At 70.1% G+C, this 16286-nt stretch carries 13 protein-coding genes and 1 pseudogene; 6 read left to right on the forward strand and 8 right to left on the reverse strand.

The features are described 5' to 3' along the window. Positions 1-12: 12 nt before the first annotated feature. Positions 13-1338, forward strand: coding sequence for a nuclease-related domain-containing protein (locus tag AC1DE0_RS14705; RefSeq protein WP_478101809.1), 1326 nt, complete (start codon positions 13-15; stop codon positions 1336-1338). Between the two features lie 85 nt (positions 1339-1423). Here AC1DE0_RS14705 and AC1DE0_RS14710 read toward each other — a convergent pair whose 3' ends face one another. Next, positions 1424-2341: a universal stress protein gene (locus AC1DE0_RS14710; protein ID WP_478101811.1), complete on the reverse strand. Its 918-nt coding sequence runs from the start codon at positions 2339-2341 to the stop codon at positions 1424-1426. A gap of 300 nt (positions 2342-2641) precedes the next feature. On the opposite strand from AC1DE0_RS14710, the pseudogene AC1DE0_RS14715 reads away from it, so the two are divergent. Next, positions 2642-3100, forward strand: a pseudogene (locus AC1DE0_RS14715) (wax ester/triacylglycerol synthase domain-containing protein); the annotation flags it as partial. A gap of 46 nt (positions 3101-3146) precedes the next feature. After that, a complete protein-coding gene (locus tag AC1DE0_RS14720) occupies positions 3147-3908 on the forward strand; it encodes a WS/DGAT domain-containing protein (protein WP_478101813.1) in 762 nt (253 codons plus the stop codon). A 27-nt stretch (positions 3909-3935) separates the two neighbouring features. Here AC1DE0_RS14720 and AC1DE0_RS14725 read toward each other — a convergent pair whose 3' ends face one another. The 3 genes from AC1DE0_RS14725 to AC1DE0_RS14735 are packed head-to-tail and all read right to left on the reverse strand — an operon-like array spanning position 3936 to position 7526. Beyond that, a complete protein-coding gene (locus AC1DE0_RS14725; protein WP_478101815.1) occupies positions 3936-5318 on the reverse strand; it encodes a pyridoxal phosphate-dependent decarboxylase family protein in 1383 nt (460 codons plus the stop codon). A 54-nt stretch (positions 5319-5372) separates the two neighbouring features. Further along, complete coding sequence (locus AC1DE0_RS14730) at positions 5373-5801, reverse strand: hypothetical protein (RefSeq protein WP_478101817.1); 429 nt, start codon at positions 5799-5801, stop codon at positions 5373-5375. Positions 5802-5861: 60 nt separating this feature from the next. Next, the gene (locus tag AC1DE0_RS14735; protein WP_478101819.1) at positions 5862-7526 is read right to left on the reverse strand and encodes a nuclease-related domain-containing DEAD/DEAH box helicase; all 1665 of its coding nucleotides are present in this window, start codon (positions 7524-7526) and stop codon (positions 5862-5864) included. A gap of 235 nt (positions 7527-7761) precedes the next feature. Between AC1DE0_RS14735 and AC1DE0_RS14740 the strand changes: the two genes are divergently transcribed. Further along, positions 7762-9699 carry a hypothetical protein gene (locus tag AC1DE0_RS14740; RefSeq protein ID WP_478101821.1) on the forward strand — a complete coding sequence of 646 codons (1938 nt, stop codon included), beginning with the start codon at positions 7762-7764 and terminating at the stop codon, positions 9697-9699. An 86-nt stretch (positions 9700-9785) separates the two neighbouring features. Here AC1DE0_RS14740 and AC1DE0_RS14745 read toward each other — a convergent pair whose 3' ends face one another. Next, complete coding sequence (locus AC1DE0_RS14745) at positions 9786-10796, reverse strand: aldo/keto reductase family protein (RefSeq protein ID WP_478101823.1); 1011 nt, start codon at positions 10794-10796, stop codon at positions 9786-9788. 163 nt (positions 10797-10959) lie between these two features. Here AC1DE0_RS14745 and AC1DE0_RS14750 point away from each other — a divergent pair, with 163 nt between their 5' ends. Next, positions 10960-11421 carry a transferase gene (locus AC1DE0_RS14750; RefSeq protein WP_478101825.1) on the forward strand — a complete coding sequence of 154 codons (462 nt, stop codon included), beginning with the start codon at positions 10960-10962 and terminating at the stop codon, positions 11419-11421. A gap of 137 nt (positions 11422-11558) precedes the next feature. On the opposite strand, the gene AC1DE0_RS14755 is transcribed toward AC1DE0_RS14750, so the two are convergent. The 3 genes from AC1DE0_RS14755 to AC1DE0_RS14765 form a co-directional block, all read right to left on the reverse strand. Further along, on the reverse strand, positions 11559-12944 hold the full coding sequence (locus AC1DE0_RS14755; RefSeq protein WP_478101827.1) for an NAD-dependent malic enzyme: 1386 nt from the start codon (positions 12942-12944) through the stop codon (positions 11559-11561). Between the two features lie 106 nt (positions 12945-13050). Further along, positions 13051-13692 carry a GTP cyclohydrolase I FolE gene (gene folE / locus AC1DE0_RS14760; protein WP_478101829.1) on the reverse strand — a complete coding sequence of 214 codons (642 nt, stop codon included), beginning with the start codon at positions 13690-13692 and terminating at the stop codon, positions 13051-13053. After that, positions 13689-14591 carry a patatin-like phospholipase family protein gene (locus tag AC1DE0_RS14765; protein ID WP_478101831.1) on the reverse strand — a complete coding sequence of 301 codons (903 nt, stop codon included), beginning with the start codon at positions 14589-14591 and terminating at the stop codon, positions 13689-13691. Before AC1DE0_RS14765 ends, folE begins: the two co-directional genes overlap by 4 nt. Positions 14592-14824: 233 nt before the next feature. On the opposite strand from AC1DE0_RS14765, the gene AC1DE0_RS14770 reads away from it, so the two are divergent. Beyond that, on the forward strand, positions 14825-16282 hold the full coding sequence (locus AC1DE0_RS14770; RefSeq protein WP_478101833.1) for a right-handed parallel beta-helix repeat-containing protein: 1458 nt from the start codon (positions 14825-14827) through the stop codon (positions 16280-16282). The last annotated feature ends 4 nt before the right edge of the window (positions 16283-16286 follow it).

The following is a 16286-nucleotide window of genomic DNA, read 5'->3' on the forward strand; positions in this document are numbered from 1 at the left end:
GGGGAAGAAGACATGGCAGACGGTGGGTCGGCTCGCGCACGGGCGGAGGAGCTCTGGACGCGTGCGGCTGCTGAGCGCGAACGTGAGGACGAGGCCCGTGTCCGGGCCGAGCAGCTCGAAGCCCAGGCCGGCGCCTGGGCGGCGGGCGCCGACGGGGAACGGCGCGTCGCCAAAGCACTCACGGACCTCCCCTCCGGTTGGGTCGTGCTGCACGACCGGCTGCTGCGGCCCGGAACGAGCCTGACCAACCTCGACCACCTCGTCGTAGGACCCGGTGGCCTCTTCCTCGTGGACGCCAAGAACTGGGCAGGCGGCCTCACGGTGCATGACGGCAACCTGTGGCAACACGCCGGGCGCAGCTCGGCAAAGGGGGTGGAGCTCGACAAGCTCGCCGGTTTCGCGGGCGAGATGGAGAAGGCACTGGGAGTGCCGGTGGTCCCGGTCGTCGCCCTGGCAGGCGCCCACGGAGCGAGGTTTCGCGCCCAACGCGTCCGCGGCGTGGAGGTCGTCCCGTGCGGTCGGCTCGCGAAATGGCTGAGGCGACAGCCGATGACAACGGACCCGGTGACCGCGGAACTCCTGTCACGCAAGATCGCGCACACGTATCCATCCGCATCAGCGGACGACTCGGGGGTTCCGCCGTCGGCGACGAGTGAGCTGACCGTGCCTGAGATAGTCAGGGAAAATCGGCCCCGCGGTCGAATCCAGAACAAGCAGCGGAGATCTGCTACAGCCCCAAGACGAAGGCGCCGACCTTCGGTGGTCAGGGCCGTCGTGGGCTTAGCGTTGCTTGTCGGCATCGGCCAGTTGGCGCCTCGCGCTTCTCAAGTTTTCGGCGGGAGTCTGCCGAATTTCTCCTTCCCCCAGTGGAGTTCGCCGGCAGAGACATCTGCGCCTCGCGGAAAGGACTGTCAGGAACTGACGAGGACAGCGATCGCCAAGGCCACCAATGCGAAGGTCGTCCTGGAGCAGGCACGCGCCGGCGACGTCTGCGCGTGGTGGTTGGGCAAGCCGCAGTATGCCAACCAGCGCGCCGACGTGACCCTCACCACCGGCACGTCCGTTCGGGTCAGTCTCTCCATCACCGGCTCCACCGAGTCGAGGATCGACATGATGCCCGGGGAGGTGACCGCCTGGCTGCCCGAGCACACAGCACTCCCGGGATGGAAGGCGAGCAGCAAGGCAACGCAGGCGTTAACGGTGTCGCTGCGGTTCAGCTACCCCGAGGGCGCCACGCCCGCGCAGGCACGTGCGACGGAGGCCGCTGCCGAGAGGACTGTGACACGGCTGGCGGAGCAGGCAGCCATCGCCTTGGCCGGGCGCACGACCGCACCTTGAGAACGGCGCCAGCACACCACGGACGCGTGGAGGTCCGAACCGGCCCCCTGATGAGGGCTCCGAACCTCCACGGTCCGTTTGCGTGTCAGCGCACGACCATGACGGGGCACGGTGCGTCGTGGATGACGCGGTGGCTGACGGAGCCGAGCAGCATCCCGGTGAACCCGCCGTGGCCGCGAGAGCCCATGACGATGAGGCCCGCTGAGACGTCACTCGCGTAGCCGGCGATCGCGTGCCCGGCCGCGCCCGCGACGACGTTGGTGCGGACGTCGAGTCCGGGGTGGGCACGCCGCGCCTCCTCGGCGACGTCGCGCACCGTCTTCTCGAACTGCCTGTGCATCGACTCGACGACCTCCTCCCTACCGAGCATCGTGTCGGTCTCGGGCCAGGCCTCCAGGCCCCCGACGTTGTCGACCGAAACGACGTGCAGCGTGGCCTCGGCCGCTGCCGCGACCTGGATGGCCGTCTGGAGAGCGGTCTGAGCCGGCTTCGAGTCGTCGAACGCGACCACGACGGGATGCGACGGCCCGGCATGGACGACCGAAGGACCACGCACGACGACCGCAGGGCAGTGAGCGTGGGCGGTGACGGCATACGACGTGGACCCGAGCAGCCCCGACGAGATCGTGCCGTGCCCGCGCGACCCGGTCACCAGCAGGTCTGCCTGCGCCGACACCCCCACGAGCTCCGCGGAAGCGTTGCCGACGGCGCTCAACGGTCGGACGTCCTTGCGGCTCAGCTGTTTCGACGCGACGTCGATCGCATCGGCGAGGACGCCGCGCGACAGCTCCTCGTAGGTGTGGGCATGCACACCGGGGTCGTACGCGCGGAACGCCGGGGTCATCGTCAGGCCCACGCAGTGCAAAAGGGTGAGCGGACGGTCGTCGCGTTTCGCGCTCTCGACGGCCCATTCCAGGGCGAGGCGTGCCCCGGGGGACCCGTCATAGCCGACGACGATCCCGTGACTCGTGGTGGTGTTCGTCGGGCTGGCTTCGGCGCCCATCGCTCTCCCCTTCGATGCCGGTCGGGGCCGTGTGCTCCGGCCACCTCCATCGTCCCGCCTGGCGGCCGCCGTGGCGTCGCCCTGTGACCACGGAGACACACCAGCGGACGGGCTGCGTGACGCACGAGACAGCCGCCGTTCTCCGGAGCACCGGATGGTGCGGATGGTGCGGCCTAGCGTCGAGACATGGGCACCGAGACGTGTGCACGTTCGCCGGGCGAGTTCGGCGGGGACGGCGCGCTTCTGCGCGTCACGCCGAACGACCTGACGACGCTGCTGAGCGACCGCGGCCCGGCTCCGATGAACATCGCCGCGGTCCTCGTGGTCGACGGCGGATGCACCCTGGATCCGTCGGCTGTGGCAGCGGCCGTTGCCCGCGGGGTGGCGCGCGTCCCCCGGCTGCGACAGCGTCTGCGGGCGGCGCCCCTCGGGTGTGGTCGCCCCTACTGGCTCGACGACGATGACTTCGTGGTCGAGAGCCACGTCTCGTTCGAACGGGTCGACGGTGAAGGGGACCTCTGGCGCCGCGTCGCCGAGCTCGTGTGCCGACCGCTCCCCCGCGACCGTCCCCTCTGGGCCGCGCACTGGATCGTCGGGTTGCCGGAAGACCGCGCCGCCCTGGTGTTCATCTGCCACCACGTGCTGACGGACGGGATCGGCGGGCTCGCAGTGCTCGCCGCCTTCGCCGACGCCGGGGCCACAGGCGACGTCACCACCGACGTCGCAGGACTGGCCGGCCCTTCGAGCGCCGCAGGGAGCCGGACCGCGCCGACCCGGCGGGCCCAGCGACGCGTGGCGCGGTCGCATGCACGCCATCAGGTCGGTCGGCCCACGACTGCGTCTCGTCCGGTCGGGACTGCGCGACCTGGGCGCACGCGCGGAGCGCCCCCGGCTCTGCCCACCGACATCGCTCAACCAGCCGACCGGGAGGCGCCGGCAGGTCTTCGTCGTCGACACCTCGCTCAGCGACGTCGTCGCGGCTGCCCACCGGCATCGAGCGACCCTCAACGACCTCCTGCTCTCGGCGGTGTCCGGGGGGATCGGCCGAACCCTGGCGGATCGCGGAGAACACCTCGACTCGGTGGTCCTGTCGGTGCCCTACTCCTCTCGCGCCTCGACGACGGGGGGAAGCCTCGGCAACGAGACCGGTGTCGTGCCGTTCCGGATCCCGCTGGCGCCCGACGCGCTCTCCAGGCTCCGGAGCGTCGCGCACCTCACCCGCCTGCAGGGCGATCGGCCGCGGGCCGCCTCGGCCAGACCTCTGGGCGTCGTCTTCCGCGGTCTGGCACGCGTCGGTCTGCTGCAGTGGTTCGTCGACCACCAGCGACTCGTCAACTCGTTCGTCACCAACGTCCACGGCCCTGACGCAGCGCTGAGCTTCTGCGGCTGCCCGGTCGCGCGGCTGGTGCCGGTCGCCGTGACGCCCGGGAACGTCGCCGTGACCTTCGTCGTGCTCTCGTATGCCGGCACGCTGACCGTCAGCGTCGTCACCGACCCTGACATCGTCGAGGACAGTGGCCCGCTCGTGGCGCACGTGAGGGAGGAGCTGGACCTGCTTCTGCGCTGACGCGTGGGGGCTCGTCCGCTCAGCGCGTCATTGCGGGACCGCGGCGCCCAGGATGGCGTCGGCGGACACGTCGATGTCGGCCTCTGTCGTCGTCGCGTTCGAGACCGAGATGCGGATGAGCCGCAGCCCGCGCCAGGTCGTTCCGCCGACCCAGCAGGTGCCCTCGCGCTGTACCCGCTCGATGACGGCGTCGGTGTGCGCCGGATCCCCGACGCTGACGAGCACCTGGTTGAGCACGACGTCGTTGTGGATCGTCGCACCACCCGCGCGGAGCCGCTCTGCCATGCGTCGCGCCAGGGCGCACGAACGGTCGACCAGGTCGGCGACACCATCGCTGCCCAGCTCACGCAGCGCAGCCCAGACCGCGAATCCCCTTGCCCGTCTGGAGGACTCGGGGGTGAGGTCACCGAGGACGAAGTCAGAGGCCGCCCCCGACCCGGTGAGGTACGAGGCGGCATACGACATCGTGGAGGCGTGCAGCGCTGCGTCGGCGCAGATGGCCAGACCACAGTCGTACGGGACGTTGAGCCACTTGTGGGCATCGACGCCCCATGAGTCGGCGAGGTCGAGCCCGTCGACGAGGTGGGCGGTGCGGGGACTCGCGGCCGCCCACAGTCCGAAGGCGCCGTCGACGTGCACCCAGGCCCCGCGGTCGCGCGCGAGCGGGATTGCGGCGCGGAGGTCGTCGCACGCGCCGGTGTTGACGTTGCCAGCCTGCAGGCAGACGACGATCGGCCGCCCGGCAACGGCATCGAGCGTCACGGCGAGCTGCTCGAGGTCGATGGCCCCTTGCGGGCCGGACGCCACGGGCTCGATGCTGGCAGTGCCGAACCCGAGCAGCCGCGCGGCGCGGTCGATCGTGGCGTGGCGCTCGTCGCCCGCGACGATGGCGACGCGCGGCGCACCGAACAGGCCGTCTCGCGCGACGTCCCATCCGGCGTCCGCCAGCACCCGCTGCCGACCCACGGCCAGCCCGACGGTGTTCGCGGCCTGCGCGCCAGTGACGAAGCCGACGGATGCCGTCGACGGCAGGCCCAGCAGCTGCCTGACCCAGGTCGCGGCGGCACGCTCAGCGGCCGCGGCGGACGGGGAGAGCGCCTCGCTGTAGGCGCACTGGTCCCACCCCGTCGTCAGCAGGTCGGCAGTGGCGGCGGCAGGTGACGAGCCACCGATGACGAAGCCGAAGTAGCGCGGGCCGACCGTGCCGACGAGACCCGGGGTGGCCGCTGCGACCAGCTCGTCCACCACCTGCGTGGGCGCGGTCGGTCCGGCCCTGAGCGGTCCCCCGAATGCCTCCGCGAGGGGTGCGGGGTCCGGGTAGGGGTGCACGGGCCGGTCGGCGACGGTGGCGCGGTGCCGGGCCCCCTCGACGGCCGCGTGGGTGAAGAGCTGCTCGAGGTCGGAGTCCATGTGCGCACGTTCCTCGCCCGGGCCCTCGGCGCGCAAGAGTCGCGCGTCGACGGGTCAGGAGGCGGCCGTGAGCGGCTCCGGCAGCCGGAAGACCCCGTCGGCCGTGGCGACGTGGAAGCCGAGCAGCCGCACCCCGTGGGCGGAGCAGCGCTCGATGGCGGCCTGGTGCCACGTGCGGTCGACGTCGTCGGCGACGGTGCCGCGCGGACGGCCTCGACCGATGAGGAGCGAGCCGTGGCGTTCCGCGATGAGCGGCAGGACGAGCTCCAGCAGCGTGACGAGCCCGTCGGCCTCGCGGTCCGCGGGAACGTCGTGCAGCAGGATGGGCTGGACGCCGCGGTGCTGCTCGTCGCAGATCATGAGGCCGACGCAGCCGCCGGCCCGATCGGTCTCGCCGATGATGAGGTCGATGACGTCGCCGGCGACACGGACGTCGGTGAGCGGGATCTGGCTGGCGCGTGGGGGCAGGTCCTCGAAGGTCATGCGTGCCATCGTGGCCGCGCCAGGACCCACCGCGTCAGAGTTGTCCCCAGCGACGCCTCGTCAGCGAGGTTCGAGCCCGAGGCGCAGCGCGACCTGGTCGCCGCCGATCTCACGGACGAAGTCGGGGTCGCCGACGACGACCAGCTGGTCGGTGGCTCGTGACATGCCGACGTAGAGCATCTCTCGGGCACGGTCGGTCGACTTCGCGTTGACGCACAGCACGACGGCGCGCCGTTCGAGGCCCTTGCAGCCCAGGACATGGCCGTAGAAGACGTCGTCGTCCTCCCAGAACGAGCGCCAGTAGCCGATGTGGCCGTCGGCTTCCTGACGCTCCACCTGCGCGGGATGGCGCGACCCCATGGTCAGCAGCGCCACGTGGTCGGGTCGCCACCCGGCGGCCAGCAGGACGTCGACCTGGTCGTCCGCCGCGGCGATGGCCTCGTCGATCGAGGCCGGCACGAAGGTCACTTCGGCGCCGTCTCCGCCGCGCAGCTGCATCCGGGTGGGAGCAAGGGGCCCGAACGCCTTGGCGATCTGCTGGGTGTTGCGCAGGTTGTGGTCGAGCACGAGGGGGACGAGGGGCACCGGCGGCCGCCCGTAGCGCGCGAAGATCCGCTGGTTCTCGTCGCTGTAGACGTAGAGCCCGCCCTCGTCCTCGTCGCGCAGGGACTTCATCAGCGGGTGCCACCAGTGGTCGGCGAAGTCCTGGGCCTCGTCGACGATGACCGCGTCGAACCGCTTGCCCTCGGGCAGCGCCGATGCCACCTCGGCCATCCGGGCGGCGAGGTCACGCTCCCAGAAGGTTGCGTCGTTGCGGTCGTGCGAGGCCGTGTCGATGCCCCAGAGGTTGGCGAGGTCCTCGAAGGACCCGACGAACGCGGGCCGGTGGTTGCGCGGCACCCCGGCGAGCTGCCGCTTGAAGTACTGCGAGAGCCCGATCGAGTAGCAGACGAGGGCCACCCGCTGAGCCTTGCGGTCGCCCTGGCCCCGGGTGAGGTCCTTCGCCTGCGTGAGGGCGAGGATCGTCTTGCCGCTGCCGGCACCGCCCCGGACCTCCATCCTCCGGATGAGCCGCGTGACCTGGAGTAGTGCTGCCTGCTCGAGCGTCAGCCGGTCGGCCGCGGCCTCCCGGTCGTCAGCATCCGCAGCGATGTCAGGCACGGGAAAGCCTCTGCCCGTGAGGATCTCGGCGATCAGCTCGATGTCGTCGCGGGTCGGGACGCGCTGGTCGTTCTCCTGGCGTGCGGCGACGGCGTGGATGCGCAAGGCGAGGTCGTCGAGGTCGCGAGCCCCGCTGATCATCCACCGTGGGCAGTCCGGGGTGGCGAAGTCGTCGGCGACGTCCGTGAACGGCACGACGACCGCGTGGCCGAACCGCACCCGGCTGCGGTGGTTCTTCCAACGCGGGTCGGCCTCGATGAACTCGCGAAGGGCGTACTTGCCGTCGCGGCACTGTTCCACCGGGCGCACCCGGCTCTTGCGGGTGCCGCCGCCGGACCACCAGCAGCCCTGCGCGTCGACGGACACGCTGCCGCCCTTCACCTCGACGACCACGATGCCGACTCCCGGCATCAGCACGACAACGTCGAGCTCGTGGTCCTTGCGCTGCGACGTCAGCCTCAGGTTGGGCAGCAGGACCGTGCCGTCCGCCACCGTGCCGCTCAGCCGCTCCCAGACGAGACGCTCCGACTCGTGCGCGAACCGCGCACCCTCCCCCTGTGCCATGGCCGCAGGCTAGCCACCTGCCGCGACAAGGTACGGCACTTCGGACGTATGCCGTCCGGCGCGGCGAAGGGGCGCACGCGGGCAGCGGGAGCCGCCGAGGGCAAAAACCGCAAAGCCGTCCTGGCCGGTGCACGCGAGCGTACGTTTGGAAGTCGTGTGGGCTTGGTTCTACATGTACGACCCCGGAAGAGGCCTGCGCGACGATTCAGTGCAGATTCCCCCCACGGAGGTGCTCATGCGAAAGATCATCGCCACCGGTGGAGCCGCAGCCATCGCTGCGGCCCTGCTGAGTCTGCCAGGAGCCGCGAACGCCGCCCCTTCTGACACCCGCCAGATCACGTCCTCTGGCACGACCAGTATCCGCAACCTCGCCACCGGCGCGGGCGACCTCCAGCAACCCGAGCTCAGGGCCGGCCCCGACGACGAAGGGCCCGCGGTCCCATCCACGCGGCCCGACCCGCACTTCAAGCACGGCATCTTCCCCAAGCACCCGCTCGAGGCCCCAGCCGTGGCCTCCAGTGCGGTCGTCGGTGCCGGGCCGGCTGTCCGCGCCAGCATCCAGGGCCTCAACCACCGGGACCAGCGCACCGCCAACGGAGGCAACCAGTTCTCGCTCGAGCCGCCCGACCAGGCACTCTGCGTCGGCAACGGCTTCACCGTCGAGTCCGTCAACAGCGTCCTGCGCGTGTACGACTCCAACGCCAACCCGCTGACCGGGGTGCAGGACCTCAACACCTTCTTCGGCTACCCCGCCGCGATCGACCGGACGACCGGCGTGGTCGGTCCCAACGTCATCGACCCGGTCTGCCACTTCGACCCGGACTTCGGGCGCTTCGTCGTGGCCATCACCACGCTGGACGTCGACGCCAACGGAGACTTCAACGGCAAGAACACCATCGACGTCGCCGTCTCCAACACCAGCGACCCACGCGACACCTGGACGATCTATCACGTGCCCGCGCAGAACGACGGCACGGATGGCACCCCGGACCACGGCTGCACCCTCGACGGCACGACGCCGGGACCGTGCTTCCAGGACTACCCGCACATCGGTGGTGACGCGAACGGCATCTACATCACGACGAACGAGTACGACCTGTTCGGGCCGAACTTCAACGCCGCGCAGGTCTTCGCCTTCTCGAAGGCACAGCTCTCGCAGCACCCGGCCTCGGTGCGGGTGACGCTGGTCCCGAACCTGCAGCTCGCCGGCACGCCCGGTTTCACGGTGTGGCCCGCCACGTCGCCGCCCAACCAGTACGCCACCGACGCCAACGGCACGGAGTTCATGCTCAGCTCGGTTGCCGGTGACGGCTCCGAGACCGGCAACCCGACCGGCACGGCCAGGCGCATCGGGCTCTGGGCGTTGACGAACACGGCCTCGCTCAACGCGACGACGCCGGACCTGCGGGTCACCAACCGGGTGATCAACAGCGAAACCTACGTCGTCCCCCCCAAGGCCGAGCAGAAGCCCGGCCCGTTCCCCCTCGGTCAGTGCGTCAACGACACGACGACCGTGGTTGCGGGTCTGACCGGATGCTGGCAGCTCTTCTTCGCGGCCGAGCCGGCTCACGACGAGGTGATCTCCCACCTCGACGCGAACGACAGTCGGATGCAGCAGACCTGGTACACCAACGGCGTCCTCTGGGGCGCCCTGGACACTGCGGTTCGCGTCAACGGCGAACTCAAGGCCGGTATCGCCTGGTTCGCCGTGCAACCGAAGATCAACGGCGCCGGCAAGGTCGGCGGCAAGGTCGAGAAGCAGGGCTACCTCGCGTTGGCGAACAGCAACCTCACCTACCCCGCCATCACGATGCTGCCCAACGGCAAGGGCGCCATCGCGTTCACCGTCGGCGGGGCCGACCGCTATCCCAGCGCCGGCTACGCCGCGATCTCGTCGGCGGGAGCAGTGGGGCCGATCCACATCGTCGGAGCGGGCCTCGGCCCGTCGGACGGGTTCACGAGCTACAAGGCGTTCGTGGGCTCGCCGATCCGCACTCGCTGGGGCGACTACGGCGCCGCCGTCACCGACGGCAGCTCCATCTGGATGGCGTCGGAGTACATCGCCCAGACATGCACACTCCAGCAGTACCTCACCGCGCCGATCGGCAGCTGCAACGGCACGCGGACCTCGCTGGGCAACTGGTCGACGCGCCTGACGAAGATCACACCCTAGTGTCCGCCTGACACGCGGCCACACACGTATGCCGCCCAGCCTCGCGAATCCGGCTGGGCGGCATACGTGCTCGGTGACGGGCGTCGTCAGGCGACGCGCTGCTGCGGCGCGGTCTCCTTCGTCTTGCCCGGGTCCTTCTCGACGATGTCGCCGAGCACGTCGTCGATCTTCGTCATGAGCTCGGGCTCGAGCTTCACGCCGGCGGCCTTGACGTTCTCGGCGACCTGCTCGGGACGTGAGGCGCCGACCAGCGCGGCTGCGACGTTCGGGTTCTGCAGCACCCAGGCGACGGCGAGCTGGGCCATCGTCAGGCCGGCCTCGTCGGCGATCGGCTTGAGGTTCTGCACGCGGGTCAGCACATCGTCGTTCATGAACCGCTTGATCATGTCGGCGCCGCCCTTCTCGTCGGCCGCTCGCGATCCCTCCGGCGGCTGCTGACCCGGCTGGTACTTGCCCGTGAGCACGCCCTGCGCGATGGGGCTCCACACGATCTGGCTGACGCCCAGCTCCTCACAGGCCGGCACGACCTCGCCCTCGATGACGCGCCACAGCATGGAGTACTGCGGCTGGCTCGAGATGAGCTGGAAGCCGAGCTCGTTTGCGAGAGTGACGCCCTCGCGGATCTGGTCGGCGGTCCACTCGCTGACGCCGATGTAGAGCGCCTTGCCCTGACGGACGACGTCGGCGAAGGCCTGCATCGTCTCCTCGAGTGGCGTCTCGGTGTCGTAGCGGTGTGCTTGGTAGAGGTCGACGTAGTCGGTCTGCAGGCGTCGCAGCGAGCCGTTGATCGACTCCAGGATGTGCTTGCGGGACAGCCCGGTGTCGTTCTTGCCGCCGGGGCCGGTGGGCCAGTAGACCTTGGTGAAGATCTCCAGGCTCTCGCGCCGTTCGCCCTTGAGGGCGTCACCGAGCACGGTCTCGGCCTTGGTGTTGGCATAGACGTCGGCGGTGTCGAACGTGCTGATGCCCGCCTCGAGCGCCGCCCGCACGCACTGCGTCGCGACGTCGTTCTCGACCTGTGAGCCGTGGGTCAACCAGTTGCCGTAGGTGATCTCGGAGATCTTCAGTCCACTGTTACCCAGGTATCGAAAGTTCATCCCCACACCGTATGCCGCAGGGAGGGTCAGCAAGGAACGGCCACTTCGGCTGGTGAGACAGGTGTCAAAGGAACTGTCGGGGCGGGTACAGACGTTGCGGTGAGACCAGCGGTCATCTGCTGGCCTCGGCGGAATCTTCATGTTCACTTGAACGTTGTTTCGCATGAGTGACGCGTGGGCAGAGTGCTCACGCCTGGACCTGGAGGGGGTGCACCCGATGCGGCAGAGGAAGTACGAGGAGTTCGAAGAGGACAACGGCACGATGCTGCGCTACGTCCGTCACGAGAACGGCGGCGGATTCGTGGAGTCGCACGCCCACGTCGACCCGACCGCATACATCGGGCCATCTGCGTACGTCGACCGCGACGCGGTCGTCGGAGCCGGAGCCCGCATCGGTAAGGGCACGTGGGTCGACCGTGAGGCTGTGGTCCACCCGCACGCCGTCATCGGCTCGACCGTGCACGTCGGTGCCGGCGCCGTCGTCGGGCGGGACGCCAAGATCGGCGCACGCGTCAAGATCGGCGCCCACGCCCACATCTGGGATGCTGCGCGCGTCGACGACGACGACGTCGTGCCCGATGGAGCGGTCGTCCGTGCCGGTTCACGGAGCCGTCGCGCGGCCTGACGCGCTGCGGTCCATGGCCAGACCCCTCCGTGCCCTGCGGCCAACGCCGGCGCGGGGTGGCCGCCTCCCCGTGATCTGTGGGTCACACCGGTGGCCGGACTCCGTGGAGCCGGCCACCCGGCATACGGCCGGGGCGGCTACGCCGAACCCGCCACGCGGCGTACGGCCTCGGCGACCGCCGGGGCGACCGTGGAGTCGAACACGCTCGGGATGATGAAGCTCGCGTTGAGCTCACCGGGCTCGACCGTGTCGGCGATGGCGGTCGCGGCGGCGACCATCATGTCGTCGGTGATGTCGGAGACCCCCGCATCGAGCAGGCCGCGGAAGAAGCCCGGGAAGACGAGCACGTTGTTGATCTGGTTCGGATGGTCGGATCGGCCGGTGGCCACCACGGCGACATGCTCGCCCGCCGCGATCGGGTCGACCTCGGGGATCGGGTTGGCCAGGGCGAAGACGACGGCGTCGGGGGCCATCGTCGCGATGTCGTCGCCCGTCAGCAGGTCCGGCGCCGACACCCCGATGAAGACGTCGGCTCCGACGAGGATCTCCTTGAGCGAGCCACTCTCGTGCCGCGCGTTGGTGTGGTCGGCGATCCACTGCCGGAACGGCTCCATGTCCTTGTCGCCCTTGTGGACCGCACCGTCACGCCCCGCCGCGACGATGTCACGGGCGCCCTGGCTGAGCAGCAGCCGGATGATCGCGTGGCCGGCCGCTCCGACGCCGGAGACGACGATGCGCACGCCGTCGATCGACTTGCCGACGACACGGAGGGCGTTCTTCAGGGCGGCCAGCACCACGATCGCCGTGCCGTGCTGGTCGTCGTGGAAGACCGGGATGTCGAGCAGGTCTCGCAGGCGCCGCTCGATCTCGAAGCAGCGCGGCGCCGAGATGTCCTCGAGGTTGATGCCCCCGTAGACCGGGGCGATCGCCCGCACGATCTCGACGATCTGGTCGGAGTCCTGCGTGTCGAGGCAGACCGGCCACGCGTCGACTCCCCCGAACTGCTTGAACAGGGCTGCCTTGCCCTCCATGACGGGCAGGGCGGCGAGCGGTCCGATGTTGCCCAGACCGAGCACGGCCGTTCCGTCGGTGACCACGGCGACGGTGTTGCGCTTGATGGTGAGGCGTCGAGCGTCCTCGGGATGCTCGGCGATGGCACGGCAGATGCGGGCGACGCCCGGTGTGTAGGCACGGGAGAGGTCGTCGCGGTGCTTGAGCGGCACCTTCGGCACGACCTCGATCTTGCCGCCGAGGTGCAGCAGGAACGTCTGGTCGCTGACCTTGCGCACCACGGCCCCGGTCATCGCGGCGATGGCGTCGGTGATCAGCCGGCCGTGCGCCTCGTCCGTCGTGTCACAGGTGACGTCGACGACCAGCCGGTCGGTGCGGCTCTCGGCGACGTCGAGCGCGGTGAGGGCTCCGCCCGCCGACGCGACGGCGGTCGTCAGGGCGGCCGTGGCGTTGGACGCCGCCGGCACTTCGACCCGGATGGTGATGGAGTACCCAGGACTCGGTGTGGCCATGGCGGTCCTCTCGCAGGTGCGGCTTGCCGACCAGCCCATCCTGCACCCGTCGGCGCCTTCGCGCCGTGGATGTCTGGTTGGGGGACGTCGCAGTGCTGAGGAGTCATCAGCGCGGAGGCCGCGTCAGCGCCAGGAACTCGGCTCTCGACCGGGAGTCGTCGCGCAGCACGCCGAGCAGGCTCGACGTGATCGTCGTCGTTCCCGGTGCCTGGACGCCGCGGAGCGTCATGCAGAGGTGCTCGGCCTCGATGACCACACCGACCCCCACGGGTCCGAGCTGGGCGTCGAGCCAGTTGGCGACCTGGACGGTGAGGCGCTCCTGCACCTGCGGCCTCGATGAGAAGTGCTCGAGCACGCGGGCCAGCTTCGAGAGTCCCAGGATGCGTTCGCCCGGCAGGTAGCCGATGTGCGCCGTACCGACGAACGGCAGCATGTGGTGCTCACAGAGCGACCGGACCGGGATGCTCCTGGCGACGATGAGCTCGTCGTAGCCGCCGTCGTTCGGGAACGTCGTCATCTGGAACGGCCGCGGGCTGACCAGCTCGACGAGCGCGGCAGCCATTCGTTCAGGGGTCCGCGTCATGGACTCGCTGTCCAGGTCGATGCCCAAGGCCTCCAGCATGATTCGGGCTCCAGCCGTCGCCCGTGCGAGGTCGCGTTCAGCGACCGCCCCCGTGCCGCGCCACGTCGGGTGCTGGCGGTGGCGTGGTTCGGGGTCCGCGGACGGAGACGATGTCGCCGGGTTCATGGGATGAGTCCTCTCTCGGGGTCGGGGGCCTGCTCCGTCACCGTTCGCGGTGGCCGGTGGTGTGCGTGGAGGGCGAGGACGCTTGCGTCGTCGAGCGGCGGTCGGGCCGTGAGCCAGGCGCTGGTGCTGTCGTGCGCCCGGGCCAGCAGGGTGGCCGTCTGGGTGAAGTCCGCCGGGGAGACGGACAGCGGGCACAGGGGCGGGACGACGTGCAGCCTCGCGTCGCCGCGGTAGCCGTTCACCTGCGCCATGAGCTGCCGGTGCAGCAGCAGGCTCAGCGCGGTCAGGGCTGCGCCCAGGGCAGACGTGGGGCGGGCCCCGGCGCAGGGATAGCCCGCCGGCAGGAGGTAGATGTCGCTCACGCCGTGCGCTGCCGTGTGGGCGAGGACGTCGAGCTCGCCGATGGCGCCGTCGACGAGGGTTCGCCCGTCCCTGGTCACCGGGGGCAGGACGCCAGGGACCGCGGCGGAGGCCCGAACCGCGCTGGCGGCAGGACCGGTCGCGAGGACCAGGCCGTGCCCGGTGACGAGGTCGCTGGCGGTGACCTCGACGGGGATGCGCGCCTGCTGGAGGTCGTCGTAGCCGAGGTTGCGACGAAGCAGCCCGTCGAGGCCCGCGCCGTCGAAGAGGGAGGTGCGGGTGCCGACTGCCGCCCCGAACCAGCGCCGCAGGTCGACAGCGAAGATGTCCTGTCGGCGCATTCCCTGCCAGAGCATCGCGAGCGTGCGAAGCCGGTCTGCCTGACGGCCCGGACCGCCGAGGTGGGCCGCGTTGACGGCTCCTACGGACGTGCCGACGAGCAGGTCGGGGTGGATGCCCCGGTCGTGCAGGGCGCTCAGCATGCCGACCTGGACGGCACCGAGGCTACCGCCACCCGTGAGCACGAAGGCGATGGTCACGTGTCCTCCTGCATGCGGGACTCTGGTCAGTCCTGTTAGTGCTGGTGCACGACGCGGGTCTTACCGGCTCCGCGATGAACAGCGCGCACGCGACGAGAGGGCCGAGGACAGGACTACGCCGTTCGACGTAGAGCGAGCCACCACCGCTGCGCGAAGCGTCGCGACCGCGTCGCTACGCACAGTGGGACGCATACGCCGCACTCGGAGCACTCCGGAAGAAGGGGACCCTCGTCATGCTCTGCACGAAAACACCTCGACACGCCATCACCTCCGCAGCCCGACGTGTGGTCGCCGTCGGCGCCGCGGCCGCCGCCGCACTCGTGACGGTTCCGGTCACCTCCGCCTCAGCCGTGGCAACCACCCTGTATGTCCGTCCGACCAGCTGCTCTGACGCGGGGTCCGGAACCTCCGCGCTGCCGTACTGCACGATCGTCAAGGCCGCGAAGGTCGCGGTGGCCGGGCAGACCGTCGTCGTCTCGAGCGGCACCTACACCGGCGAGGTCCTCCCCCTGCACTCCGGCCTCCAGAGCTCACGGATCACCTACCGGGCCGCCACGGGGGCCACCGTGACCATCTCCGGCCCCCGGCACGGGTTCACCATCTCGAACCAGAGCTTCATCACGGTGATGGGCTTCCACATCCAGAACACGACGGGCATCGGCCTGTACGTCTCCAACGCCCGGGGCGTGATCCTGTTCGGCAACTCCGTACAGACCTCCGGACGGAGGGTCAGCGGTTCGAGCGCGTACGGCATGTACCTCAACGGCATGGTCGGCTCCATCGTGAAGAGCAACCGGGTGACCAACAACTCGGCGTCCGGCATCTTCCTGTCGGCGACGTCCAACAGCAACCAGGTGCAGTCCAACGAGGTCTCCAGCAACGCGTACGGCTACGTGCGCAGCGCAGCCGGGATCGACGTGCGCGGGCCCGGCAACCTCATCCAGGGCAACCGGGTCCACCACAACGAGGACCCCGGCATCCAGGTCTTCCCCGGGGGCGACCGCACGCGCATCATCAACAACGTCGTGTATTCCAACAAGGGCTTCACGACGACCGTCCAGACCAACTGCACCCACCCGGCCACCGGCCACACCGCCGGGTGCATGACCGGTGACCACGGCATCGACAGCAGCGGCGTGACCGGCGGGCAGATCGTCGGCAACACGGTCTACGGCAACGCGACGTCAGGCATCAACCTCGAGGGCGTGCCCGCAGGAACCTCCAGCGGCATCACGATCGCGAACAACATCGCCGTCGACAATGCCGTCAAGTGTCCAGACGGAGCAGGTGGCAGTGTGAAGTGCCCGCGCAACGGCGGCAACATCCGTGTCGACACGAACTCTCGCCTCGGCACGAGCCTGGGCTCCGACCTGCTGTTCCTCAGCGCCGCCGGACCCGTGGTCATCTGGGGGACGACTTCGTACACGTCCCTCGCCGCCTTCCGCACCGCGACCGGCCAGGAAGAGCGCGGCCTGCAGGCCGACCCCCGGTTCACCAGCCCGTCCTCGAGCGTGTTCACCCTCGTCGGAGGCTCCCCCGCCATCGACTCGGCCAACTCCGGCGCCCCCGGCCAGACGGCGACGGACGCGCTGGCGCACTCCCGCATCGATGACCCCGGCACCCCGAACACGGGCGTTGGCGTACGCACCTACGACGACCGTGGCGCGTACGAGTTCCAGCCGGCGGGCTGACTCC

It is taken from the genome of Terrabacter sp. 05T424, assembly GCF_056396225.1.

Bases quoted from the DNA above. Each gene is read 5' to 3' on its own strand.
- AC1DE0_RS14770 (WP_478101833.1), top strand. From the start codon at position 14,825: ATGCTCTGCACGAAAACACCTCGACACGCCATCACCTCCGCAGCCCGA.
- AC1DE0_RS14755 (WP_478101827.1), bottom strand. From the start codon at position 12,944: ATGGCCACACCGAGTCCTGGGTACTCCATCACCATCCGGGTCGAAGTG.
- AC1DE0_RS14745 (WP_478101823.1), bottom strand. From the start codon at position 10,796: ATGAACTTTCGATACCTGGGTAACAGTGGACTGAAGATCTCCGAGATC.
- AC1DE0_RS14730 (WP_478101817.1), bottom strand. From the start codon at position 5,801: ATGACCTTCGAGGACCTGCCCCCACGCGCCAGCCAGATCCCGCTCACC.
- AC1DE0_RS14750 (WP_478101825.1), top strand. From the start codon at position 10,960: ATGAGTGACGCGTGGGCAGAGTGCTCACGCCTGGACCTGGAGGGGGTG.
- AC1DE0_RS14725 (WP_478101815.1), bottom strand. From the start codon at position 5,318: ATGGACTCCGACCTCGAGCAGCTCTTCACCCACGCGGCCGTCGAGGGG.
- folE (WP_478101829.1), bottom strand. From the start codon at position 13,692: ATGAACCCGGCGACATCGTCTCCGTCCGCGGACCCCGAACCACGCCAC.
- AC1DE0_RS14740 (WP_478101821.1), top strand. From the start codon at position 7,762: ATGCGAAAGATCATCGCCACCGGTGGAGCCGCAGCCATCGCTGCGGCC.
- AC1DE0_RS14705 (WP_478101809.1), top strand. From the start codon at position 13: ATGGCAGACGGTGGGTCGGCTCGCGCACGGGCGGAGGAGCTCTGGACG.
- AC1DE0_RS14710 (WP_478101811.1), bottom strand. From the start codon at position 2,341: ATGGGCGCCGAAGCCAGCCCGACGAACACCACCACGAGTCACGGGATC.
- AC1DE0_RS14720 (WP_478101813.1), top strand. From the start codon at position 3,147: ATGCACGCCATCAGGTCGGTCGGCCCACGACTGCGTCTCGTCCGGTCG.
- AC1DE0_RS14735 (WP_478101819.1), bottom strand. From the start codon at position 7,526: ATGGCACAGGGGGAGGGTGCGCGGTTCGCGCACGAGTCGGAGCGTCTC.